This is a genomic window from Senegalimassilia faecalis, from assembly GCF_004135645.1.
GTDB classification, from domain to species: Bacteria; Actinomycetota; Coriobacteriia; order Coriobacteriales; family Eggerthellaceae; genus Senegalimassilia; species Senegalimassilia faecalis.
Window position 1 is genome coordinate 1,540,249 of the sequence record NZ_SDPW01000001.1, and the last position, 22,634, is coordinate 1,562,882.

The 22,634-nt window shown below is 61.5% G+C and carries 17 protein-coding genes and 1 tRNA gene; 11 read left to right on the forward strand and 7 right to left on the reverse strand.

Annotated elements, in window-relative coordinates:
- Window positions 1-5 precede the first annotated feature (5 nt).
- From ET524_RS06515 to ET524_RS06525, 3 genes are all read left to right on the forward strand, one after another.
- Entirely contained in the window at window positions 6-587 is a 582-nt protein-coding gene (locus ET524_RS06515) for a TetR/AcrR family transcriptional regulator (protein ID WP_129424255.1), read from the forward strand.
- A 59-nt stretch (window positions 588-646) separates the two neighbouring features.
- Window positions 647-721, forward strand: a tRNA-Thr gene (locus tag ET524_RS06520).
- A gap of 207 nt (window positions 722-928) precedes the next feature.
- A complete protein-coding gene (locus tag ET524_RS06525; protein ID WP_129424257.1) occupies window positions 929-1,255 on the forward strand; it encodes a hypothetical protein in 327 nt (108 codons plus the stop codon).
- 303 nt (window positions 1,256-1,558) lie between these two features.
- Here the strand turns inward: ET524_RS06525 and ET524_RS06530 are convergent, their stop codons facing one another.
- From ET524_RS06530 to ET524_RS06540, 3 genes are read right to left on the reverse strand one after another with little or no spacing between them, the layout of a single operon-like run.
- Complete coding sequence (locus ET524_RS06530) at window positions 1,559-2,440, reverse strand: dimethyl sulfoxide reductase anchor subunit family protein (RefSeq protein WP_129424259.1); 882 nt, start codon at window positions 2,438-2,440, stop codon at window positions 1,559-1,561.
- Window positions 2,441-2,443: 3 nt separating this feature from the next.
- Window positions 2,444-3,106, reverse strand: coding sequence for a 4Fe-4S dicluster domain-containing protein (locus ET524_RS06535; protein ID WP_129424261.1), 663 nt, complete (start codon window positions 3,104-3,106; stop codon window positions 2,444-2,446).
- A gap of 1 nt (window position 3,107) precedes the next feature.
- On the reverse strand, window positions 3,108-6,746 hold the full coding sequence (locus ET524_RS06540) for a molybdopterin-dependent oxidoreductase (protein ID WP_129424263.1): 3,639 nt from the start codon (window positions 6,744-6,746) through the stop codon (window positions 3,108-3,110).
- A 409-nt stretch (window positions 6,747-7,155) separates the two neighbouring features.
- Between ET524_RS06540 and ET524_RS06545 the strand changes: the two genes are divergently transcribed.
- On the forward strand, window positions 7,156-9,078 hold the full coding sequence (locus ET524_RS06545; RefSeq protein ID WP_161566620.1) for a LuxR C-terminal-related transcriptional regulator: 1,923 nt from the start codon (window positions 7,156-7,158) through the stop codon (window positions 9,076-9,078).
- A 142-nt stretch (window positions 9,079-9,220) separates the two neighbouring features.
- Here the strand turns inward: ET524_RS06545 and ET524_RS06550 are convergent, their stop codons facing one another.
- Both ET524_RS06550 and ET524_RS06555 read right to left on the reverse strand, forming a co-directional pair.
- The gene (locus ET524_RS06550; protein WP_129424267.1) at window positions 9,221-10,507 is read right to left on the reverse strand and encodes a trigger factor; all 1,287 of its coding nucleotides are present in this window, start codon (window positions 10,505-10,507) and stop codon (window positions 9,221-9,223) included.
- Between the two features lie 27 nt (window positions 10,508-10,534).
- Window positions 10,535-11,737 carry a 4Fe-4S binding protein gene (locus ET524_RS06555; protein WP_161566621.1) on the reverse strand — a complete coding sequence of 401 codons (1,203 nt, stop codon included), beginning with the start codon at window positions 11,735-11,737 and terminating at the stop codon, window positions 10,535-10,537.
- Window positions 11,738-11,912: 175 nt separating this feature from the next.
- On the opposite strand from ET524_RS06555, the gene ET524_RS06560 reads away from it, so the two are divergent.
- The 6 genes from ET524_RS06560 to ET524_RS06585 all read left to right on the forward strand — a co-directional run bounded on the left by ET524_RS06560 (window position 11,913) and on the right by ET524_RS06585 (window position 17,178).
- Window positions 11,913-12,764: a hypothetical protein gene (locus ET524_RS06560; protein ID WP_129424271.1), complete on the forward strand. Its 852-nt coding sequence runs from the start codon at window positions 11,913-11,915 to the stop codon at window positions 12,762-12,764.
- Window positions 12,765-12,773: 9 nt separating this feature from the next.
- Window positions 12,774-13,691 carry a hypothetical protein gene (locus ET524_RS06565; protein WP_129424273.1) on the forward strand — a complete coding sequence of 306 codons (918 nt, stop codon included), beginning with the start codon at window positions 12,774-12,776 and terminating at the stop codon, window positions 13,689-13,691.
- 27 nt (window positions 13,692-13,718) lie between these two features.
- Entirely contained in the window at window positions 13,719-14,633 is a 915-nt protein-coding gene (locus ET524_RS06570) for a hypothetical protein (protein WP_129424275.1), read from the forward strand.
- 11 nt (window positions 14,634-14,644) lie between these two features.
- A complete protein-coding gene (locus ET524_RS06575) occupies window positions 14,645-15,358 on the forward strand; it encodes a TorD/DmsD family molecular chaperone (RefSeq protein WP_129424277.1) in 714 nt (237 codons plus the stop codon).
- A 210-nt stretch (window positions 15,359-15,568) separates the two neighbouring features.
- Window positions 15,569-16,210 (forward strand): 4Fe-4S dicluster domain-containing protein, encoded by a 642-nt coding sequence (locus tag ET524_RS06580; RefSeq protein ID WP_129424279.1) that lies wholly within the window; start codon window positions 15,569-15,571, stop codon window positions 16,208-16,210.
- 11 nt (window positions 16,211-16,221) lie between these two features.
- Window positions 16,222-17,178 carry a 4Fe-4S binding protein gene (locus ET524_RS06585; protein ID WP_129424281.1) on the forward strand — a complete coding sequence of 319 codons (957 nt, stop codon included), beginning with the start codon at window positions 16,222-16,224 and terminating at the stop codon, window positions 17,176-17,178.
- Between the two features lie 18 nt (window positions 17,179-17,196).
- Here ET524_RS06585 and ET524_RS06590 read toward each other — a convergent pair whose 3' ends face one another.
- Window positions 17,197-17,628 carry a hypothetical protein gene (locus ET524_RS06590; protein ID WP_129424283.1) on the reverse strand — a complete coding sequence of 144 codons (432 nt, stop codon included), beginning with the start codon at window positions 17,626-17,628 and terminating at the stop codon, window positions 17,197-17,199.
- A 378-nt stretch (window positions 17,629-18,006) separates the two neighbouring features.
- On the opposite strand from ET524_RS06590, the gene ET524_RS06595 reads away from it, so the two are divergent.
- Window positions 18,007-19,602: a hypothetical protein gene (locus ET524_RS06595; protein ID WP_129424285.1), complete on the forward strand. Its 1,596-nt coding sequence runs from the start codon at window positions 18,007-18,009 to the stop codon at window positions 19,600-19,602.
- A gap of 799 nt (window positions 19,603-20,401) precedes the next feature.
- Here the strand turns inward: ET524_RS06595 and ET524_RS06600 are convergent.
- On the reverse strand, window positions 20,402-21,370 hold the full coding sequence (locus tag ET524_RS06600; RefSeq protein WP_129424287.1) for a hypothetical protein: 969 nt from the start codon (window positions 21,368-21,370) through the stop codon (window positions 20,402-20,404).
- Window positions 21,371-22,634 lie beyond the last annotated feature (1,264 nt).

Genomic DNA, 22,634 nt, shown 5'->3' on the forward strand with positions numbered 1-22,634 from the left:
GCCGTATGATTTCAAATCTGACGTTAAGCCAGGATGTGTTCAATACACCCGATATTCGCACGAAGATGAAAATCATGCATGCGGTGGATAAATCGCTTGATCGCGTGACTATTTCAGAGATTTGCGAAAAGGCGGGCATATCGCGTCAAACGTTTTACCGACACTTCAAAAGCAAGTACGATATCCCCTGGTGGTTCTCGATATTCTGTCGTCAGTTCTATCTGAATGAAATCGGTAGAACCATTGATTGGCGTACGGGGTATTACCACCACATACGCCTTATCGCCACGGAACGCGATTTTTTCCGCAAATCAATCCAGTACAGCATCAACACGCCATTTGGCCAGACCATCATGCCGCAAAATCGCAAAGTTGTGCTGCTGGAAACGTTGCAATCGTACCGACACGTTCCCGTTGATCATAATATGCAATTCCTTGTTGAAACTTTCTCGAAGCTTGAATGCGAGGTGCTGAACGATTGGTTCCGGTCTGATGCTCCCATGGATTTGAACATGTGGACCGATGACTTGGTTAGCTTGGTGCCTGATCGTTTGTACCGAGCTTTGGAGATTCCTGGGGCGAAGTGAAAGTCGTGCTTTGAGAAGTCCGGAATTTCACGTACAATAATCAAACGCGAAAATAGCGTGCCGGCATGACGCAACGGTAGCGTAGCAGTTTTGTAAACTGCCTGTTGCAGGTTCGAATCCTGTTGCCGGCTCCATGAAACACCAGGCCAGGGCCTTGCGGGTCCTGGCCTTTTTCGTTTGTGCACCAGTTTGTGTCCCGAATGTGCACCAAGGTCGATGCGTTGCCTTTGGCGTTGTTCCACTTTCTGGCGTAATCGCTTTTGGTGGCGAGTACATTTATCCGGTACATGTCGTTCTGCTGGTTGTATCTGTGTTGTAACGCTGCGACAGATACACTAGACGTGATGGACGCGGCGCAGTTCGTGCTAGGCGATGCGTATGCGCAGGTCAGCAAGCAAACGGAACGCCTTGCCGCCGATGCGCGCGTGCTGTTGATCGCGCGCCTGTCGGTGCCGTTCACGCCCATTCGCGCGGCACCGCTGGTGGTAGTGGTGGGCGGCACGCTGGGTGCCTGCATCCTTATGCCGAAGCTGTTCTGCATCAGCGCGTTCACGCCGGGCATGTGGTGGTTCTACGGCATCACCGCAATCATTGCCGCCGTGGTGTTCCACGTGTTCTACCTGAAGCTGGACGCCTGGCACCTCAAGCGCATGGAAAAGCTTGCATAAATCGGCTTCGTTCCTTCCCATAGGGTGGAAACGCCTATGCCTGTGTGGCTTGGTGTGCTTGCGAACTGAAAGTCATGCGGGAAGCCTTGGGCGATGGGCCAGGGCAGAATCGTCAGTGTTGGAGCAGCAACTGCGCTTCGCGGCATCCCGGTCGCGCCGTCGCTTCTGGGCAGGCGCAAAGCTTGCGTAAACGAGAAAAGGGGACGTCGACTTTGGTCGACGCCCCCTTCGTATCTCGAACCCGGAAAGGAGGGAGGGGGAAATCCGGGTCGATGACGAGATTGCGGGCTTAACGGCTGCGCGTTACAGCGAGTACAGCGCGTACACCGAAGTGCCCATCTGGTAGAACACCACGCGCAGGCAGATGGCGCAGGCCAGGCCCGCCACCAGGGCGATGGCGCCCCACATCTTCCAGTTGCCCTTCTTCTTGCCCATGTAGGCGCAAGCAACCGGGACAAGCGCGCACACGATGGTGACGATGGTCAGGCCCACCGAGCCCGAACCGAACGGCGTGATGTTCGCCAGGTCCACCATGCCGTGCGTGGGATGCACGGGATCGAAGTAGTAGTCGATCTGCGTGAATGCGCTGTTGCTCATGGCCATCACGATGAGGTAACCGATGGAGGTCACCGCCGCCACGATGGAGCCGATGAAATTCGCCGAAGCGTTGATGGCGCTTACGCCGCCGTCCTTCATCTCCTCGATGATGGAGACGGTTGCCGGGCCCAGGATGCAGCTGGCGCCGATGATGCTCAAGATCTCGACGATGCTGTTCCAAGCCGGGCGGGCGTCCATCATGTAGGAGTGTGCCATGACGCAGTCCAGCACAACGGCGATCGCGATGCCGCAGATAGCGCACCACGAAGGCACGCTGCCGCCGTCATCGGAGCGGCGCAGGCACGCCAGGTAGATGATGGCGATGACCGCCAACACCACGATGGCGATGAGCTCCTGCGTGATACCGGACGTGATGTGACCGAAGCCGTTGAAGATGCGCTCCCAATGCTGCAGGTGCAAAAACACCGCGATACCGGAAACAACCAACAGCACTGCAGCCACGATCCAGCACGTCATCTGGCTTTTCTTGCCTTCACCCTTCAGCGCCAGAAGGCTTTGGGTGCCGAACACGCCCACTGACCAGGCGGCCAGGGTGGTGAACAGGATAAGGGGCCATTGCAGTTCCATGTCTTACTCCTTTCCCTGCCACTCGCGATTGCGAAGGATGTAGGCCAGATGCGGGCCGTTGCCCACGTCGGTGAGGTGGTAGATGTCCGCATCGGTATAGGGCTCCAGCCATTCTTTCGCCGTGGTGCGCGTGTGCATCATTTCCTCGTACGGCGTGGCCTTGTCGTGCGTGGGGCACGGGGCCTCGAACGTGTCGATGCCCTTCTCCAGGTCGCCGAAGAAACGGGCGCGGCTGCCGCACTGGGTGACGCACTGGGGCAACTCGCCTTGCACGGTGCGCTGCTCGCACAACGTGCACTTCTCCACAACGCGCGACTCCTCGTTGAGGTAACGCACGCCGTAGGGGCAGGCCATGGCGCAGAACTGGCAGCCGATGCACTTCGACTTGTCGATTTGCACCGTGCCGTCGTCGGCCACGTGCGATGCCTGCGTGGGGCACACCTCGACGCACTTGGGGTGCTCGCAGTGCTGGCACTGGATGGGGATGAAGTACATCGCCACGTCAGGCCATTCGCCTGACCCGCCCGTGATGGGGAAGGGGCCGATGCGCAGCGTCTTGATCCAGAAGTCGCCAGGCTGCACGCCGTTGATGGCCTTGCAGGCCGTTGAGCAGGCCAAACAGCCGGTGCAACGGTTCAAGTCGGTTACGATTGCATATTTCGTCATATTAGATCACGCTCCCGGTGCCGGTGTAGGTCCAAGACTCAACCTCGGGCTCGCCTTCGACGCGGTTGCGCATGCCGACCTTCATCCACTTGCGCAGGCGCTCGTCGGACGCGTCGTGGATGCACTCCTCGCCCGTGTAGGGGTTGCAGGGCACGGGGTTGCCGAACGGGCTGTTCTCCGCCGTTGCCTTGTAGATGACAACCGGATAGCCGCGCATCGTGTGGCAGCCGCCGACGGCATCTTGGCCGTAGGGGTTGTTCAGGCAGTTCACGCCGACCAGTTCGAAGCCGTGCGCCGCGTACTCGAACTCGGGGAACCACCACTGGTGGTTGGCGTTGGACACGGGCAGGTTGTTGGCGAATGAGCCGCCGGTGGTGCGGGCCTTCACGGCGTAGTACAGGTCCACAACCTCGCGGATGCGGCCCCACGGGCTTTCGATCCATACCCAGTCGCCCTGCTCGACGCCGATGCGCTTGGCCTCTTCCGGGTTGATTTCAACGCGCGGAACGGGCCACAGCTCGCGGCACCACGGCAGCTGGCGATGCTCGGAGTGGAAGTACACGGGCTGACGCGAACCGGTGGTCTGCAGGAACACGTTGTCGGGGTACTTCTTGATGGCATCTTTGTACCACTGGTTCTGGAAGTAGTCGTCCGGAACCTCGTCGATCTTGTCGGCCTGGTACAGCTCGGGCATGAGCACTGGCGAGTCGGTTGCCTCGCGATAGATCGGGAAGCGGTCGTCGTCGCCCTGGAACGCCTTGATGTCGGTGTGCGCCCAGCGGTCGTCGCCCTTAAAGCCGTTCTCCTTGAATTCCTTGCCGTCGTACATGGTGCCCTCGTCGCCTGCGTTGCAGATGTAGGCTTCGCAGGTCAGCGACCAGATTTCGATGAGCGAGGACGCCGTGGTGAAGCCGGGCTTGAGGTCCACGAGCGGGAACAGGTTGAAGCCGCCCTGCTGACGACGCCAGCCCATCTCGTGACGGCGGTACGTGCCCCAGCGCTCGGGATGCCACTCGCGGCAATCCATCCAGCCGTGCTCGGTGAACCATTCCTTGGCCTCGGCCCAGGTCGGCCCGTTCGGGAACTTCTCGGTCTTCCACGCGTCCACGTTGTCCTTGAGGATGCGGTCGTGGTCGGGCCACAGGTAGCTCGGGTTGCCGGCCAGGGCCTTCGTGTACTCCTCGCCGATGGAAGCGGTCCACTTGTCGATGTTCGTCTGGCTGGAGACCTTCGGCTTGAGGATGTACTCTTCCTTGCTCGGAGCGGCGTCGGGGTCTTTCGTGTTCCACGGCACGCCCATGGCGCGGTACATGCCGCAGTTCCAGTCGGGGTCGTAGATGGTGTCGCCCGGGGCCTCGATGGCCTTGCAGCAGCAGCCGAACATGCCGCCTGCGCCCTGGGACACGCGGGTGGAGTCGATCTCCATCCAGTGCTGGCAAGGGAAGATGACGTCGGCGTTGCCGTTGGTGGGCATGAACCACAGGTTGATCTCGGTGAAGAAGTCCATCTGGGCCATGGCGTTCCAGGCGCGAACCGTGTTGGCCATGTTCATGACGTCGCCGGACTGGCACACGCCGCCGTGGATGGCGTACAGCGTGGGCTTGACGTGCATGTCGAACGGCTCGTTGTGCAGCACGTCGTTCATGACCTGGGCCTTCGTCCAATCCGGATCCTGCAGGCAGGCGTCCCACACCGCGTTGGCGTCGCACCAGCGAGCCCAGAAGCGGTTGAGCGGGAAGCGGTCGGCGTCGACCATGCCAGCCTGGCGGGTGAAGATGGACTTCGGGTTCGGGTAGTACTTCGAGTTGTTCATCGCGCCGCCCATGCGCTTGGCGATGATGATGGCCTCGTCGTCGGTGGGCACGTGGTTGCCGTAGCGCTCGGCAAGCGGCGAGTTCTCGTCGACGAGGTACTGCACGAAGTCCTGCATGTACTTCGCCACGTCATCGAGAGAGTAGTCGCGGCCGTCCCATGTGATGCGCTGGGCCTCGGGAATCTCCGAGGACTTCTGCATATTGGAGCGGCCCGGGTTGCCGTCGAACTGGCTCTTGCACGAACCGCGGTTGCCGGCCGGCTCGTCGGAGTTGCCGGTGATGCAGGACAGGATCTGCAGGGTGCGGCAGTTCTGGATGGAGTTGCCGTTCTGGTCGGTTGCCAGCTGGAAGTGCACGCCGCCGTTGCCGTGGCGCGGGTCGATGCGGGTGGTGTAGTGCTTGCAGGCCTCTTCGACCTTCGCCCACTCCACGCCGGTGACCTCCGTGACCTTTTCCGGGCTGTACTGGCTGGTCAGGTCATGGAATCCGTCCCACACGGTGCGGCACTTGTACTTCTTGCCGTCGATAAGCTCGACCTCGATCTCGCCAGGGAACAGCGCGGGCTTTTTCGGCAGGCCCATAGGGTTGGTGGTGGCGCCCTTCTCGTTGCCCTCGTCCCAGTACTTGTCGTAGGCGGAATCCGCCGGATCGGCCCACGTGGACTCGTCGGGCAGCCAGCAGTCGGCAACAAGGCCCGTCAGCGGGTGCTTGATGAACGAACCGGTGGTCGGGATTTTCGACGTTTCGCCTTCCCACTTGCATACTTGGGAATCCCACCAGGTCAGACGCTGGTTGTTCTCGTCCCACACCATAAAGCGGTGCACGGAGCCGCCCTCTTTGACGTCGGCTTCGGTGATGAGCTTCGTGCGCATGTCGATGCCGCCGTTGCCTTCCCAGCGACGGGCGGTGGTCAGCCACGGCTTATCGTCGCAGTACAGGAACGTGGCGTTCGACCAACGGCGCACCATGGTGTCGTCGTAGGCTTCGTTCTCGATGATCCAGTTGATCATGCCCAGTGCCAGCGCGCCGTCCGTTGAAGGACGCAGGTTCAGCCAGCAGTCGGCTTCCTTTGAAATAGGCGTCATGCGCGGATCGACCACGATATGGTAGTCGGCGTGCGCGCGCACGTCGGAGATGGTGCGGTTCGTCGTGTCGTAGTTGGAGTACTCCACCGCGGTGCCCCACTGCAGGTACACCTTCGGCTCGGCTTCCACTTCCATCCACGGCGAGCCCATCTCGTCGGTCATGATGCCGGCCCAGTGGCGCGGGCCCTTGCACACCTGATAGGCCAAGTGAGCGTTCGGGGTGCCGAACAGCTGCTTCATGCCCTGGTAGGGGCCAAGCGACCACACGCGGGACGTGCCGCACATGACCACGATGGATTGTCCGCCGTACTTGTCAACGCATTCGCCGAGGCCCTTAGCCACCAGCTCGAACGCTTCGTCAAGCGTGATGCGCACCCAGCCGGGGTCCTCGACGCCCTTGGGGTTCGTGCGCTTGACGGGGTAGCGCAGACGATCGGGGTGGTAGGCAGCCTGCATGGAAGACTGAGATTTCGCGCAGCAGTGGCCGCGGGACTGCGGGGCGCTCTCGTCGCCCTCGACCTTGATGGCCTTGCCGTCCATAACCGTCACCCAAACGCCGCATTCGACCTTGCCGCAAGCGCGGCAGCACGTGCGAACGTGCTTGACGTCGCCCGTGGTCGTCGTGGACGTTTCGGCAAGAGCCTTCATGGGCTCGGTGACCGAAGCGCTCACGGCGCATGCTGCGCCGGTTGCTGCGACAGCCGCGATGAAGCTGCGGCGTGACATAGTCAGCTGTGCCATGAATTCACCTTTCCTTTCCTTTTATCTCCTCAATAAAGGTTGGGTTTTGCGTACCGGCTTTTCCTTCGGCGCGGAGCCCTCGCTTCACGACCCTCCTCAAAATCGATCCGCGCTTAGTGCCGATTCCGCTTGCTGCCACACTACGCGCTTGGGGCAAGCGGCCTTAATAGGGTTGCTATTATTTCGCTGAGATTTGCGGGCGAAAATGCGACAAACCGCCCAAAACAGGCATCATATGCGCTCTATGATTTTTGTTGTAACCGCAGGTCAAAAGGCTGTTTATGAGGTCATAAACTTTGCCGTTGCCCTGTAATTCCGGCGGCGTTGTGGTAGTATTTTGAGTACGCTCATGGGGATAGGCGCCAGGGTGGCAAGGGGGCCGCCCGCAAAGGCTTCGGAGGGGGAATTCTTGAGGCTACCGCATGTAACTATCGAATATCGCGAAGAAGAATCGGTGGGCGTCGGGAAGATTTCCGTGCCGCTTATCATCGGATTGGGCCTGCATTGGGCATGGGTGTTTTCGGCCATGTTCAGCGCAGGCGAGCTGTTCTCGTTCCGCTTTGGCGGCATGGCGCAGGTGATGATTGTCACATCCATGGCGTTCATGGCGGCCACGCTTATGTGCTACACGCTGTTCATGAAGCAGATCAGGCCGTATTTCCGCACGCAGAAAGATCGGCGGCGCATCCGCTTCATCGCTGCGGTGTCGGTGTCGGCGGGCCTTCTGTGCGTGGCCCTGGGCGCGTTGCTGGGTAGTTACGCCGTGGGTATTGCGTGCTGCGTTGTGGGCGGCATCGCGTCGGGCGTGGGCTCAGCGGCGCTGCTTATGAGCTACGGCGTGTCGTTCAGCGTGTGCGACACGGCGGCGTCGGCTATGCAGTTTGCGCTGTCGTGTATTGTGACGTGCGTGGTATATTCCCTGGTCATGGTGGCGAACGCGTATGCGCATCCGCTGGGCGTGGCCCTGTGCGTCGTTATCCCGCTGTTCGAGCTTTTATGCCTGAACCTATCGTCGGCGCAGCTGGTGGACCGCACGGAATTCGCGTCTACCACCATGCCCGTGTATCTCAGCCGTTTCACGTTTCGCGTTGCCCCGAGCGCGCTGGCGTTCGGCTTCCTGTTCGGCTTTTTGGGCATGCACGCGTTTCGCGGCGTGTCCGAGCTCGCCATCGATGCCTCACAATTCGTGTGGAGCGTGGTGGCGGCCGGCGTTATCACGTGCGGTTTGATCGTATGCGTGATGCTTACCATGCGGCAGCGGGCCAACTATGCGTTCCGCACGTTGAATCCCGTGATTGCCCTGGTTATTGCCCTGATAACGTACCTCATTGCATCGGGCGTCACCACGGCGGTGCACTGCTTGTTCCTGGTTTCGTACATGCTGCTGGAGGCGTGTTTGTGGATCTCGTACACGGACATGTCGCAGAAGTTCCGCATCAGCCCGTTTCACGTGTATGGCATGGGGCGCGGCCTGGTGGCGCTTGGCGCCGTTGCCGCTACGGCCATGATGCTTCCGTCAAGTCCGTTTTTCGACAGCTTAACCAGCGTAAACGCCATTTTGCCTGTGGCGTTGGTGCTGTTGGTGTTCGGCACCAGCACCTATCCGCGTGACCCCGAGATCGTGGACGTGCTGAAACGCGGCACGTGCTGCCCGGCGTTTTTCGATCCGTTCGATGCGAACAACGGATCGCTGAACGCCATGGTGGAAGCCGAGGTGGAAACGGCGGTCGGGAATTTCGAAGCGGGCAATTACGACGCGCACACCATCCATCGCGCGGGGAACATCACGTACACGTCGGTGAAGCTGACGCCGGAAGAGGCGGCGGCGCTGGAGCGGCTGCAGGCGCCTGACGACAAAGAAGTGCCTGATGACGGGCGTGATGATGCCGCGTGGGATGAAGTTGCTGTGCCTGTTGAGCAAAGCGAAGCGATTGCTGAGGCCGTGACGGAACAGCAACCGGTTCCGCAGGAGCAAACGCCGGCAGCGTTGGATTCGGGCGAAGCTGCTCAAACCGTGCAGAATGAAAAGCCTGAAGCGCCTGCTCAACCGGCGAAAACCGCCGAAGAGCAAGAAGAGGAGCGCATCGGCCGCTACAAGCGACGTTGCTTGGCCTTGGCCAACATGTGCCTGCTTTCACGCCGGGAAACCGAGGTGCTGTTCTTGCTGGCGAAGGGTTACAACACGAAGATGATTCAAGAGCAGCTGTTCATCAGTGCGGGCACGGCGAATACACACATGCGCCACGTGTATCGCAAGCTTGACGTGCACTCGCAGCAAGACCTCATCCGCATGGTGGACTCCATGGAGGTTGAGGACGAGGACTGGTCGTAGCGGGCGGCGATGCGCAGGGCATCGCTAGCAGGCGAGGGCTTATCTGACAAACGACCTGTACCCTTGTCGGCTCGCAAAAGCGGCGGCCTGAGGATGCCTCGGGCCGCCGCTTCTTAGTTGCTGGGCATTTCCGCGCCGTGCGTTATGCAAACACTGCCGTGCGCATCAGCCAATCGTGTGCTTTCAGACGCACTGCCATGTTGCGCACGATGAACCAGGCGTCGTTTGCCTGGAAGTTCTTGCGCGCTTCGTCTTCGGCGCCGGGCGCCAGCTCGGTGAGCGCGCGATCGAAATCGGCTTCGTCAAGCTGCATGTCCAGGTGCTCGAACAGCGCGTCAAGCGCAAGGCCTTGGCGCAGCGATTCGCGTGCCTGCATCATCACCGTCATCTGAAACTGCTTCTCGTTTATGCCTTGCATCTCGATGAACTGGGATAACGTCAGCCCCTGCGCTGCCGAGTTCGCGCGAATGGATTCCAACATGTCTGCGGCCGTGCGCTCGATGAGCGCATCGGGGATGGCGCCGCGCAGGCGTCGGCCTAGCTCAGCGTCGGCCAGCTCCTCGCGTCGCGCGCTGTCGCCTTCGCTGATCCGGCCTTGCAGGTAGGCGCGCACGCGGTTGCGGAACTGCTCGACCGTTTTGTCCTCTTGCGACAGGCGCGCCGCCACGAACTTGTCGGTAAGCTCGGGCACTACGCGCCGCCGCTTGTCCAACACGTCGATGGCCACGCTATAGTGCACAAGGTTCTGGTTGCTTTCCTTGTTCGTGAACTGGAATTCCTTGTGGTCGCCCACGTTCATGCCCTCAACGGCGGCAACGAAACCCTCGGGCATAAGCTCGCGCGACAGCACGATGGCAAGCCCGTCGCCGGAAAGCGACATCTCGGGCACGCCGTTTGCCAGCGTGGACATGTTTACCTGCACACAATCGCCCTCGGTCACGGGGCCGTCGGACACCTCGTACGTGGCGAAGCGGTTCATTTCGCGCATGATTTGCGCGTTTACGGCTTCTTCGGTCACCTGAGCCGGTGGCTCGTGCAGGTACACGGGCTCGTAGGACGACAGCTCGAAGCACGGGTTCACGAACACGTCCACCTCGAACGTGTCGTCGGTTTTCTTTAGCGCATCGGGCATGGTGGGCTTGACCGGCTCGGGGTTGAACAGGATGGCAAGGTTTTGCCGGCGCGCTTCGGGCAGGCCGGTGCGCAGGGCGATGTAAGACGCCATGCGCTCCTCAACGGTGGAAAACCCCAGCTGTTTCACCAGTTCATCGTAGATTTTTCCATCGCTCACGCGCAGCCCGCGCTCCTGCGCCAAGCCGTGCAGCGCTTCGGTTGCCAAGCTTTGCTTGTGCGCGCCGGTGATGGAAAAACGCATGCGCACTTTCGCGCCATCTTGCACTTCGCGGGTGCTGATAAGGGTGATTGCCATGGGTTGCTCCTTTAGCGGTTATGCGCGCTAGCGCTCGTAGACTTGGTCGGTGAGGCACATGGTTTGCTGCAGCTTCCAAATGGTGTGCGCCTGCCCTCGCTTGACGGGCACCGGCTTCATGTAATAGGCGTCGGTGGCGCCGGCGAACAGCTCGCGCGCGAACACTTCCTCGGAGATGGTGATGGCGTCGGCGGGGCAGATCTTCTCGCAGCTGTGGCATTTCACGCAGTCGCCGGGGTAGTGTTCCACGCCGAATTCGCTGCCTTCGCCTTCGTCCTCGCCGAATTTGCGCAGCGCGCCGGTGGGGCAGAACGCGGCGCACATGCGGCACGACTGGCATTTCTCGGTGTCGATGATGACGTGGCCCCACAGGCGCGTGTCGATCATGACGTCGTCGGGGTCGCCGAACGTGGCAAGCGCGTCAAGCAGGCGCTCGCGTCGGTCGGGCAAGAAGTGCGGCAGCGTGCCGTCGGCCATAACCTTCACGTAGTTCTTCGTTTTCTGCGGGCTGAACTCGGCGCCCGTGATTTCGGATACGGCGAAATCGGCCAGCACGCCGCCAACGCGCGCCGCGTCCTTGCCGCTTTCCTCAAACGCCTGGCGTTTCGATTTGTCGAACGCCTCGTCGGTGGCGCGTCGCGTGGCGGCGGGCAGCTTTGCGGATACGCGCACGTTCAGCGGCTGGCGCCACGCTTCAAGCAGGGTTTTCTCGGTTTCAAGCACCGTTTGCAGCATGTTCCAGCCGCAGCGGTGCTCGCATTCGGCGCACTGCCCGTGCACCAGCACGATGTTGGCGCCTTCGCTTTGCATGAGCGTCAGCACCGATTCTTCCACGCGCCCCAGGCATTCCACGCGCACTACCTTGTCAGTGTCGTACAGGCCGGCGGCTTGCGAAAGCCGCGTGCCGCACGCGATGGTGATGGTGCCGCCGGTGGCGCGGGCGGCTGTGCGGCAGCGCTCGATCATCTCCGTGTCGTTGGGGTGGTGCGCTTCCAAACAACACGTCGGGCACACGGTGGCGCACGTTCCGCAGCCGATGCACAGCTCGGGCGTGATAACCAGCTGCTCGGCCTGCTCGTCGTAGTGGATGCACCCCGATGTGCACACGCCGGCGCAGCGCAGGCAGTCGGCGTGGCGGTTGCGCACCAGCGCGCAACGGTCTTGGTGGACGGTGATAAACGGGCTGCCTACCTTCTCTATCAGCCCGAGCATGTTTGCGATGCTTGGCATGGCCCCTCTCCCCCTTGCGTATTCGGTATCGCAGCAGCCATATGACGTCTGAACTGCGCTTTTCTTAATCATAGAGCGTTTTGAAAGCCCAAAATCATAGGGCTGATATTATTTGCCGCCCGCGCGCACTCATATACTCGAAGACGTTATGGGGACTAAAGACGAGGAGGCTTTCATGGCATTGATCAGACCGTCTTTGACGCTGGTGCTCGATCTTGACGAGCGCTTGGCGTATCAGGACACCGAGCTTGAGTTGAAGCGCTGCTACTCATATATAGGTGCGCCGCTGGTGCGCAAGCACGCCCCGGCGTCAGAGGATGCGCCGGTCAGCAACCGCGCCCGCGCCATCGTGAACTTCGGTCAGCGCAAATACCTGCATTCGGCCGACGAAGGCGCCGATGCGCTGTGGAACGAGGTTGTGGAGCACTGGATCGGCAACATCTTGCACAAGGTGGGGTCGAACATGAAGGCGTTCAATCGCCGTCAGCGCCTGATCGGCCTGCCGGAAGTGATTTTCGACAACTTCGACATCGAGCTTCAGGGTGGCGAATTCGTGGTAAGTCTGCACCCCGATCTGCTCGGTTTCGTGCCCGAAGAGCTTAACGCCGCCGTGGGGATGGCGCGTTCGCTGCTTAACGACGGCATGTTCGCCAACGCCGTTCGCGTGCGCATCCCGGCCGACGACGCTTACGAGAGCCAGCGCGCCGTGGCGTGGGAAACGTGGCAGGAAGAGCATCCGGAGCCCGAAGAAGACGAGGCCGCGCCCGAAGCGGCGCCGAAAGAGGAGCCGCCGGCCATCGACTACGACAGCTCCGAGTGGCTGGCGTACGACCGCGAGCGCAAAAGCTACGAGAACACGGCGGTGCCCGTCACCGATTCCGAAGAGCTGCCGAACTTCGAGCGCGAGGAAGTGGTGGAGCCGCCCGAGCCGTTCTCGTTCGAGGTTGACTACTCGCAGTGGGACGTGCAGTTCGCGGACGGAACGTGCCGGCGCTATGACTCGTCGGCGCTGGCGTTCGCGGAATAGCTGGGCGTCATGGAAGCCAGCGAGCGCGCGGGGCAGGTGGCACCGGCTGCGCCCGAGCGCATCTTCGTGAAATGGGCCACGCCGGCCGATGAGCTTGCCGGTGCGGCGCGGCTGTTGGAGGCGTTCCATTTTCGTCGCATCGACGATGCCAATGACCTGGTCATCGTGGTGCCGAACATGGCGTGGGCCGTGCAGGCGAAGCGCGCGTGCGACGCCACGGGCCTGAAGGCGTCCATCCGCGCCGGGCGTGTGCACGTAAGCGATGCGGCGAAAAGCCGCTTGGCGTTGCTCGAGATCATCGCGCATCCGCACGACGCCGAGTTGCAGCGTCGGTGGGAGGCCGGCGGGCACAGCCGCGCGGAGCTTGACGAGCTGCTTGCCCACTACAGCGGCGCGCAGGCTTCGGCGCTGGTGCGTCTGGCCGACTTGCATGCGTGTCCCGAGCTGCATCACGGGCTGTTGCATGTGTGCGGTGATGAAACGCCGCAGCAGCTGTACGACCTGCTAATCGGCCAGCTTGAGAACCCCACGGCGCCCGAAGGGCTGCAGGTGGCGGCCATCGTTCCCTACACGCACGTGACCGGTACGTATGCACAGGCGTTTTTCGTGGGCTGCGTGGACGGGCTGGTGCCGGGGCCGGATGCGTACGGACAGGACGCAGCGTGGGCAGCTCGTACCAAACAGGCTGCTGAGCAGGCGTTTTTGTCGGTTGCCGACCACGTGATGAAGCGTCTGTACTATTCGGGCTTCTCGAAGGTGGACGCTGATTTCGCGCAACGTGCCGGCATTCGCTTCGCACGCACGAAGACCGAAGGCGGAGCGTGCGTTGCCCTGACGCGTCCCACGCCGCTGTTCGCGCAGTTCGGCGCAAACCGGCCCTCAACGCTGGGGTCGCAGGCGCTTTTGCGCATGTACGGACTGAACTGATACCCGCTTTATGTTTTGGAGGAGATCATGGCGGATTTCGATTTGAAGAATTTCTCGTTCTCCCTGGAGGACGGCACGTTCAATTTCGGCGAGGAACCCACCACCATGGACGAGGTGGGCAACGACCCGGGCATTTTCCTGCCGAACACAGAAGGGCGCACGGAGTTTTTGCCGCCCGACCCCGACCGCGTTCCGCAGATGCCGGCTGTGGACCAGGCAACGCCGGAGTACGCCGCACGTCCGGCCGAGGAGCGCATCCGCGAGCTGTTCAACAACATGAACCCGCATCGTCGCGTGCTGTACGGCGTGCTGCGCGCGCTGCGCGAGCCTGTGGGAAACGACCAGGTGGGAAGCGTGATCGACGCGTTGCGCGCCCATAAGTTCTCGGTGTATTCCACTTCGAACATCTGCACCATGCTGGAAACCGCCGGCGCCGTGCGCCGCGTGCTTGAAGACGGCACGCCCTACGAGGATTTCAAGCCCGAGCCGAAGATCGTGGTGGAAGACGGCGTGGAATGCTGGCAGGCCGTGCCCGCGCCCATGCCGTATTGGCAGATCACTGAGGCGGGCCAGGCGCAGCTGGATTCGTACCATCCCATCGAGAAGCTTGAGGCCACGTTCGCCGAGGAAGCCGAATACCTGACGCTGTACAAGCGCGTGCTTACGCTGTGTACCGCGGATGAGGGCGTGTCCATGAAGCAGATGTCGGCCGCCGTCGATAGCGATCCGTTGGTGGCCACCGAGCCGCGCAACTACTTCGTGCAGCATTTCGTGGAGGCGCTTGAGCGCGGCGAGGCCGTGGCATGGAACGGCAAGGCGTGGAAGATCACCGAGGTGGGTCGCCAGGCGCTTGCCGAGAACCTGGCCGACGTGGTGGACAGCTACGTTGTGCCCACTGGCGCGCAGCCTGCGCAAACCGAGTCCGACGGCGTGAACTGGTAGGGGGTAAGAACATGACCGAGAACAATGCAGCCGCTGAGGCGGCCATCGAGGACCTGATCGCTATCAACGAGGGGCGCGCGAAGACGTATGGCTTGTTGGCGCGCCTGTATCGCGAGGAATGCACGCAAGAGCTTATCGACGAGCTGTACGGGCTGAAGTGGCGCGTGTCCACGGGCAACGCTGCGCTCGACCGCGGGCACAAGCTGGCTGCCACGTGGCTTTCCGGCTTGTGGGAGAACTCGAAGACCGAGCTTGCCGCCGACTACATGCGCACGTTTTTCGGCCACGGCTACAGCGGGCATGCGGCCGCATATCCGTTTGAAAGCGTGTACGCGTCCGAGAAACGCCTGCTCATGCAGGGCGCGCGCGACGAGATTCTGGCGCTGTACCGTGCAGCTGGGCTTGACAAGCAGGAAAGCTGGAAAGAGGGCGAAGACCACATTGCCCTTGAGCTTGAGTACATGCAGGTGCTGATCGACCGCACGGTCACCGCGCTGCGCGAAGACCGCGGCGAAGACGCGTACAACCTGGTGAAATGTCAGTACAACTTCATGGAAGACCACCTGGGCGCGTGGGCGCCGCTTCTGACCGAGCAGATGCGCGACTTCACGAAAACGGCGTTTTACGAGGGGCTTTCGTATATGACGGACGGTTTTTTACAGGTGGACACCGAGCTGATGGAGGACATGCTGTCTGACGACGAGGACGAGCAGCCGGCCGAATAGGGCGATTCCGTTGGCGGACGAGGCGCAGGCGCCAAAGCGCTTGGGCAGGCGTGGCCGCTGGATTTTGCCCGGCACTGCCGGCTTCGCCCGAGTCCGCAGGGCGCGGCGGCGGGAAATGCGAGGGTTGGGCGCGTTGCGCCTGGCGATAGGCGGCGGGCGCGGCGTGCGTGCGGCGTTCGCGGTAAGAGAAAGGTTCTAAGGGGGTAATTCATGGAGGAGGCCGAGAAAACGTATGCCGGCATGTCGCGGCGTGCGTTTGCCTTGGGATGCGGCGGCGCCGCAACGCTTCTGGCCTTGGGCGGCTTGAAGGTGGTGCCGGCGGTTGCGCAGGTTCGCCCGCCGGGCGGCCAGGACGAGGACCACGTGATCAGTGCGTGCGTGCGCTGCGAGCGCTGCATCGAGGCGTGCCCGCGTCGGGTGCTGCGCTCGTCGCACCTTGAGGACGGCGTCCTGGGTGTTCGCCTGCCTGCCGCCAACTTCGACGTGGGCTGGTGCGATTTCTGCACCGAGGAAAACGGCGGCGTGCCGCTGTGCGTGGAGGCGTGCCCCACGAAGGCGCTGCGTTTGGACGCGGGTGCCACGGCGCAGACCACCATCATCGGCAAGGCGGTTATCGAGCAAAGCTGGTGTCTGGCCTGGGCGCGCTACAACGGCTGCCGGTTCTGCTACGACGCGTGCCCCTACGAGGCCATCACGCTTGACGACTACAAGCGCCCTGTGGTGGTTGGAGATAAGTGCAACGGGTGCGGCGCGTGCCAAACGTCGTGCGTGTCGCCGAAAGAGGGCTCCATTGTCGAAGGCGCCACGGCGCGCGCTATCGTTGTCAAGCCGCTTGACCAGGTCAGCGCGTAAAGGGGGATGTCATGAAGTTGAAAACGTTGCGAACCATCGTCCCCTTGGCCGTGCTGGCGCTGGCCGGTGTCGGCTACGTGCTGCACGTGGGGTTCGGCGATCTTTCAGCGCTGGGTTGGGGCAGCATTTCCGTGCTGTGCCCGCTTGGCGCGCTCGGCACCATGCTGGCAAGCAAAACCATGGTGCCGCATGCGGTGATTTCCCTGGTCATTGCGCTGGTTGCCATCGTACTGCTTGGCAGGGCGTTTTGCGGTTGGATCTGCCCTGTGCCCGTGGTGTCGAAGCTGCGCGGCGCGTTTTCGCGTCCCGATAAGGCCGGCAAGGGCAAGGATGCTGCGGATGCTGCGGCGCCTGCGCCCGCGGTCGAGCTGACGGAGAAGGAGAAGGCGCTGTTGAAGGGCGCGTGCAAGTCGCACGGGTGCGCCGGGGCTGCGGCGCCGAACAACTCGCGCAACCTGGTGCTGGGCTCGGCGCTGCTTTCGGCGGCCATCTTCGGCTTCCCGGTATTTTGCCTGGTATGCCCCATTGGCCTAACGTTTGCGCTCGTGTTCGTGCTTATCGCGCTGTTCGGCTCGGGCGACGTGACGTGGTCTGTGGTGGCCATTCCGGCGTTGCTGCTGGTAGAAGTGGTGTTCTTCCGCAAATGGTGCAGCCATATCTGCCCGCTTTCCGCGCTGATGAGCCTGGCGGGGCGGCTGAACCGCACGTTCCGCCCGCAGGTGGACGTCGCGAAATGCATCGAGACGGAGTCGGGCCGCACGTGCGGGCGCTGCGCGCAGGTGTGCGAGCAAGGCATCGACCCGCGTCATCCCCAGCTGGGCACCTCGTGGAACGAGTGCACGCGTTGCGGCGAGTGTATCGAGGGCTGCCCGGGCAACGCCATCAAGCTGAAGGCGTTTGCGGGCACGGGCAAGCTGCCCGAAACGGCGGGCGCCGACGCTTTGCCGACTAGCGGCGAGAAGCGGTAACGCCTGCGTGTTGATTGCTTATTGCCCGGTGGTGCCACGAACGCCGCGCCACCGGGCCACCTTGAGGATGGGCGCTGCAGGCGGTGCGCCTATCCTCAAGGCGGCTCGGGTGTTCCTCTCCCCATAACAGGCCTTTTCCGGGCTGCCTTCCCCCTCCCTTCGAAAGGAGCGACGGACATGATCGACATTCCCAACAGCAATGCGCAGGTAAAGTGCCTGGTAGGCGCGCCGCAAACGGGACGCACCGATGCGCTGGTGCAAGAAGCGGCCCGCCGCGCCGCTGAAGGAGCGCGCGTTCTGTTCGTCTGCGCCCGCGAACGCGATAAGCGGGCAGTTGGCCAGCGTATTGATGCTGCAATTACGACTTTGCGCGCCGGAGATAATCGTGCCAGAATGTTTACTCCAGATGATGCTGATTGGGGCGTCGTGAATGACGTGATGGACGAACAAATCATCGCGGAAAGTTTCTCCGAAAAGGCTGTTATCGAAAACGCTGAAACTTCGTATGATGCGGGGAGCGCAGATGGGGCACGCGCTTGCGGGAAAGCGCTGACGATGGAGAGTACAAGTGCGCAGGCTACCGATGAAACTATTGCTTGCAAGTTTGAGGAAGAACCTTCGCAAACTGAGTCGGCGGTACGAAGTGTTGAATCATTAACGAGTGACGAGACTTTCGCGCCTGATGACACCATAGTTTCGCCGTTAATTTCACGTGATGTCGACTTCCTTTCTGGTGCTGAGGTGCGGTCTTTAACTGCTGGCTCCTTTGAAAAGGGCGAACCGGGCGCTGCTTACATTCTTTCTTGCGCAGAGGTTGCGCAAGCTGTTTTGGCCGCGTCTGAGGCGCAGGCGGTGTTTGGCCGCGGTTCGCGCGTGCTTGAGCCGTACGAGGAGACTGTTTTGCTGGAAGACCTGAAGGTCAGCCAGATGAAGAACCGCCGCCTTCGCAAAGTACTGGCGTACTTGCGTGCGGGCTGGAGCAACCTGTCCGACGATACTTGGGAGCAAACGGCTGAAGAAGACCTGGTCATCGAACGAATGCGCGCGAACCTTCGCTTTACAGGCGGCGTGCTTGCGTGCGAGGCGTCGAACCTGGCGCTGCATGCGTTGCGCGAGCACGATGCGCTGCGACAGCGCGTTTCGTGGGACTATGTGCTCGCTGACGATTTCGAGTTGCTCAGCCGCGCGTCGCAGCACTTGGTGCGCATGGTTGCCGCCTACGGCCTTACGGTGGCGACAGCCGAGCGCCCTGGTCTTCCCGGCGACGAGGAATACCCCTGCTTCGAAGGCGCGGCCGAACTTCTGGCAGCGTTTCCTGGCGCGCAGGTTGCGCGCTTGACCGAAAGCGGCCAGGCGCCCGAGGTGCGCCACCGTGTGCAGGGGTTGCTTGCCGATTCCGCCCTTGCGCCCCTGATCAGGCACGACGCGATGGGCCAGGCGACGCCGTCCGCGGAACCTCTTGACGCCGATACTTGCGAAGGCGTTGCCGAGCCCGCGTTGCGCATGGCGCCAAGTTTGGAGGCGGAGCTGCAGGCGCTTGCCGTCGAGGCGAATGCGGCGCTTGAGCGCGGCGAAAGCGTGCTGATCGTCGGTACGAATCGCCTGTGGCGGCGCAACGTTGCCGCGAACTTGCAGCGCGTTGGCCTGCCCGTTCTCCAGCTGCGCGGTGATAAGCTGCACCTGAAGGATTTTCGCGATGAAAAGCAGTGCGAGCGAGCGCGTGCCGACGCGCTGTACCGTTTACGGGTGAACGCGGCTGACGACGTGGCGTGGCGTACGCTGCTTGCGCTTGGCGACAGCGTGGCGCGAAGCGCGGCTGTCGATTACCTGCGCCAGGCGGTTGGTGCGGGCGCTGCTGGTGCACCGGTTCGCCTTCGCGAAGCGCTCGAGCTGCTTGACGCGGGCAACGTGGCGGCCGACAGCCTAACGGCCCCACTGCTTGACGACTTGCTTGCGGCATATTGCCAGGTAAAAGACGCGTTTGAATTCGAAGAGCACGCGAAGCCTGGGGATTGCGTGTTGCCGCGTGAGCAAGCGGTTTCTGGTGAGGCAGATTCGCAGCAAAACGACGCGCCGTCAAGCAGCAAGCCGAATATCTTGGTCGCAAGCCCAGATCAGGCGGCAGGTTTACGGTTTGACGTGGTCGTGTTCGGCGGCTTCGTCAACGGCCTTATCCCGTGTCGCGCATATTGCGATCCGGTGGGCATGGCCGAGCAATCGCGACGCCGGGAGCACGCCCGCGACGTGCGAACCGTATACGGCGTGGCGTCCTGCGCGCGCAAACGGCTGCTGTTCACCGGTTTCGCCACCTGCAGCCTGCAAGCGGCCGAAACCATGGACGTCCACATCGAAAGCATCAAACTCCGCAAAGGCCTGCGTACCGTAACCACCCAACCCAGCGAGCTGGCGAACCTGTTGCACTAGAGCGCCCCCCCGCCATGGGGCGTTTTCGGTGGAGCGTTCATGTCCTGCAGTGTTTTCGCCAGAGCTCTCTCGTTGCGGCGTTTGCTCCAGAACGTCATTTCGCCGCAGTATTTCTGCAAGCACGCCTTTGCTCTGCAATGCTCTTGCTGGTCCGGAATGCTCTTGCTGGTCCGCCGCGCATCGTTTTCTTCCGCCGCCGCTGTCCATTTCCCTGATTTTTTGACCCGGGGCCTCCTGCTGCGAAGAGGGGAGGTGCGTATTCGGGGAAGCCTCGAATGCGCGTGTGGGGAAATGGTTGCGGTGGGGTTCCAAAAATGCGGGAAGTGGGAAAGAGCGACTCCGGAGGGATTCCGAACAGGCGCGAAGTGGGAAAGGCAAAGCGGTGTCTTCGTTGCCGGTTGGTCACCAGGTTGCCAAAATCGCATGTTCTGGGAAGAGAGAGCAACCCCCGAATGCATGCAAGATGCCAATTTGGTCGAAGTGGGAATTTGCTTGCTCCCACTTCGACCAAAAACGGAAAGGCTGCAAGCCATTTGGAAGGCAAAGCGTAGCAAGGGAGAATGCGGGGAACATTGCGAAGGGGGGAGCGGCGAAGGGCGTCGCTTGGTCCTATCGAGCGCCCGCTTCGACCAGGTGCCGCTTGGTCCCAACAATCTGCCTACTTACCGGGTCTCGCTTGCTCTCATGGAGCGCCCGCTTCGACTGGGCATTGCTTGCTTCCGTTCAGCCGCCTACTTCGGCCGAGGGCGGCTTTCTCCGCGCAAGCACAACCTTTTCCGTTCCGCGCTGTCGCAGAACACTAAAACCGCTCCAATTTCCGAAAATCACTGAAGCAAACGTGCTTCTTCCAAAACTCGATGCGCCGTGCGTTGGCCTGTTCGTAGCGCTCAACTGCTGCGGGATTGCTGCTGGCAAGCGAGACTTTGGGCGTGCGTGGCCTTTTCAGCGCGATGCGAATCTGCTCGGCAACGTCTGCATACGAGCGATATTCCAAAGCCTGGTCTGTCGACATGCTGATGTAGGCCGCAGAATCAATCGTCGCTAGCTGGTTGCGGCGTCTTGCGTCGCGCGCAAGGCCCGCGCGGGTTGCGTGTACCGCGTCGGCGTCGTAGTCAAGCAGCACGTTCCGCTCTATCCCGTCTTTGCCGCGCGCGGTGATCGTCAAATCGGGGATGCGCGTGGCGTAGCGTGTGCCTTCCGAAGTTGCCCCGCTGGTCACGCGAACGGCCTGGTTGAGCGCGACTTTTCCGACGTTGAATCCTCCAAGCCGCGTGGGAAGGCCATATCCCATAGCAAGTGCAGATTCCATCGGCGAGCGCGCCCCATCCTTCACGAAAGCAAGCGCACGGCGGGCTTTGGCGCATCCGCGCATTCCCGGCACCGCGTCAAGGAATGCGGCAAGTTGCCTTGCGCTGGTAAGCGGCTTGTCCGCTCCTTCCCGATGCGCCACGCCGCCTTTGCTTGCGGCATCGATGCGGTAGGAGGAGCAAAGCGCGAACCCGAAGTAAATTGCCTCGTCAACCGTGTAAGTCGATGCAAGTTGGAGGAATACAAGCTCGGGGCTGCACACGCACGCAATGGCCCCGCTTGGGAACTTCGTCCGTCGGAAAGAGCCGGCGGGTAACGGTCTTGACGCCACATGGGACACGGTAACCTGGTCGTTGCGCTTTCCATTCGCGGACGAGACGAGCACGTCAAGGGGGCCTGTTGCATTGAGCTCGCTTTTCAGCGCGGCAACGAAGCTGTTTGGCGGCGCTGATAGTGGCACGTGTGTATGCGATGCCAAGGTTTTGCGGCCAGGTTTTTCGTTCGAGGATCGCATGAGAAGCCGAAATGCAGTCAAGTGGGAAAGGCAGACATCCATGGTGGTTTTCTCTTTTCGTATCGAGGTGGCTATGCTAATTGAGCGGTGCGAATGGCTGGCTGCGGAAGGATGGAGAGAAACTGGCTGGGGCCATTAGCGAGGGCGGTAACGAGTGAAGGCTGATTGTCGCTTGCGACGTTTTGCCAGTTGGTAGGTGTAGCGAGTTTGACTGACCCGGCGTGCTTGTCGGCGTTGCGGGACGCAATGCTCTGCCCGGGCTATAGGATGGGAGGGCCCGCGCCAAGATTCCGGGGCTTTTCATTATGAAGATCAAACCTTGCAGATGTTTTGCAGGTTTGACGGCTTACAACACACCTGACCTTGCGGGAATTGTCCCCGTGATTCGATCGAGAGCTCGCCGGCATGTTGCCGCTAGTCGATTTGCTTGCTTTGCACGGTTTCTTGGAGTTCGGGTTGTGGGAATTTCGGCGCTCGAAAATGCTTTGCAGACGTTTGCGAATAACGTAATCGAGAACGAGCCAAGCGTCCGATTGCGGCGATTCGGACGCGGCATTGCCGCCGGTTATCGTAGCGGCTCCATTTTGCGGCTGCGGTGTTCGAGGTCGTCTTGCTGGTGGGCTTAAATCGCGCGAAATGGGAAAGAGGCGCAGCGCGCGAAGGCGGAAAACACGCGAAGTGGGAAAGGCCAGTTCTGCGCGAAGGCGAGAAAAACGCGATGTGGGAAAGCCGGGGTATGGCGAAACGCCGTAAAGCTAGGTTTGAAGGGAATAAGCGCCCGAAATGGGAGCGATTCGTAAGGGTAGGGCTCGCTAACATGTCGAACATAGCGGGAAGTTCATCCCACTTCGGCCAAAAAGGGCATTGCTGCCAGCGAATTGGCGCGTCGAGTTGCTTGGACTGTGCTTGCCTCGGCGTTGAGAATTCGAAGCATCGCGGCTTGCTGCGAAGCGGCGGTGAGCAGTGACGTAGTGCCTGCTGCGAAATAAGAGTTTGCGCTGCTGCGTTCGTCTCGGTTCGGGGACTCGCGGTGTCGCGGTTTAGGGCGAAACGCAGTTCGCGGTGTTGCGAATTGTGCCGAAACGTGGGCTTGCGCGACATTGGAGGATCGAGGCATCGCGGTTTGGAGCGAAAGGCGGTTCGCGGTGTTGCGAGTTGTCGCGAAATGAGGGGCTGCGATGCTGCGGTACTTGTTGCTACGGGCTTGGGC

Excerpts from the sequence above, each read along its gene's own strand:
- ET524_RS06515 (WP_129424255.1), top strand. The coding sequence starts at position 6 with ATGATTTCAAATCTGACGTTAAGCCAGGATGTGTTCAATACACCCGAT.
- ET524_RS06530 (WP_129424259.1), bottom strand. The coding sequence starts at position 2,440 with ATGGAACTGCAATGGCCCCTTATCCTGTTCACCACCCTGGCCGCCTGG.
- ET524_RS06535 (WP_129424261.1), bottom strand. The coding sequence starts at position 3,106 with ATGACGAAATATGCAATCGTAACCGACTTGAACCGTTGCACCGGCTGT.
- ET524_RS06540 (WP_129424263.1), bottom strand. The coding sequence starts at position 6,746 with ATGGCACAGCTGACTATGTCACGCCGCAGCTTCATCGCGGCTGTCGCA.
- ET524_RS06550 (WP_129424267.1), bottom strand. The coding sequence starts at position 10,507 with ATGGCAATCACCCTTATCAGCACCCGCGAAGTGCAAGATGGCGCGAAA.
- ET524_RS06555 (WP_161566621.1), bottom strand. The coding sequence starts at position 11,737 with ATGCCAAGCATCGCAAACATGCTCGGGCTGATAGAGAAGGTAGGCAGC.
- ET524_RS06560 (WP_129424271.1), top strand. The coding sequence starts at position 11,913 with ATGGCATTGATCAGACCGTCTTTGACGCTGGTGCTCGATCTTGACGAG.
- ET524_RS06565 (WP_129424273.1), top strand. The coding sequence starts at position 12,774 with ATGGAAGCCAGCGAGCGCGCGGGGCAGGTGGCACCGGCTGCGCCCGAG.
- ET524_RS06570 (WP_129424275.1), top strand. The coding sequence starts at position 13,719 with ATGGCGGATTTCGATTTGAAGAATTTCTCGTTCTCCCTGGAGGACGGC.
- ET524_RS06575 (WP_129424277.1), top strand. The coding sequence starts at position 14,645 with ATGACCGAGAACAATGCAGCCGCTGAGGCGGCCATCGAGGACCTGATC.
- ET524_RS06580 (WP_129424279.1), top strand. The coding sequence starts at position 15,569 with ATGGAGGAGGCCGAGAAAACGTATGCCGGCATGTCGCGGCGTGCGTTT.
- ET524_RS06585 (WP_129424281.1), top strand. The coding sequence starts at position 16,222 with ATGAAGTTGAAAACGTTGCGAACCATCGTCCCCTTGGCCGTGCTGGCG.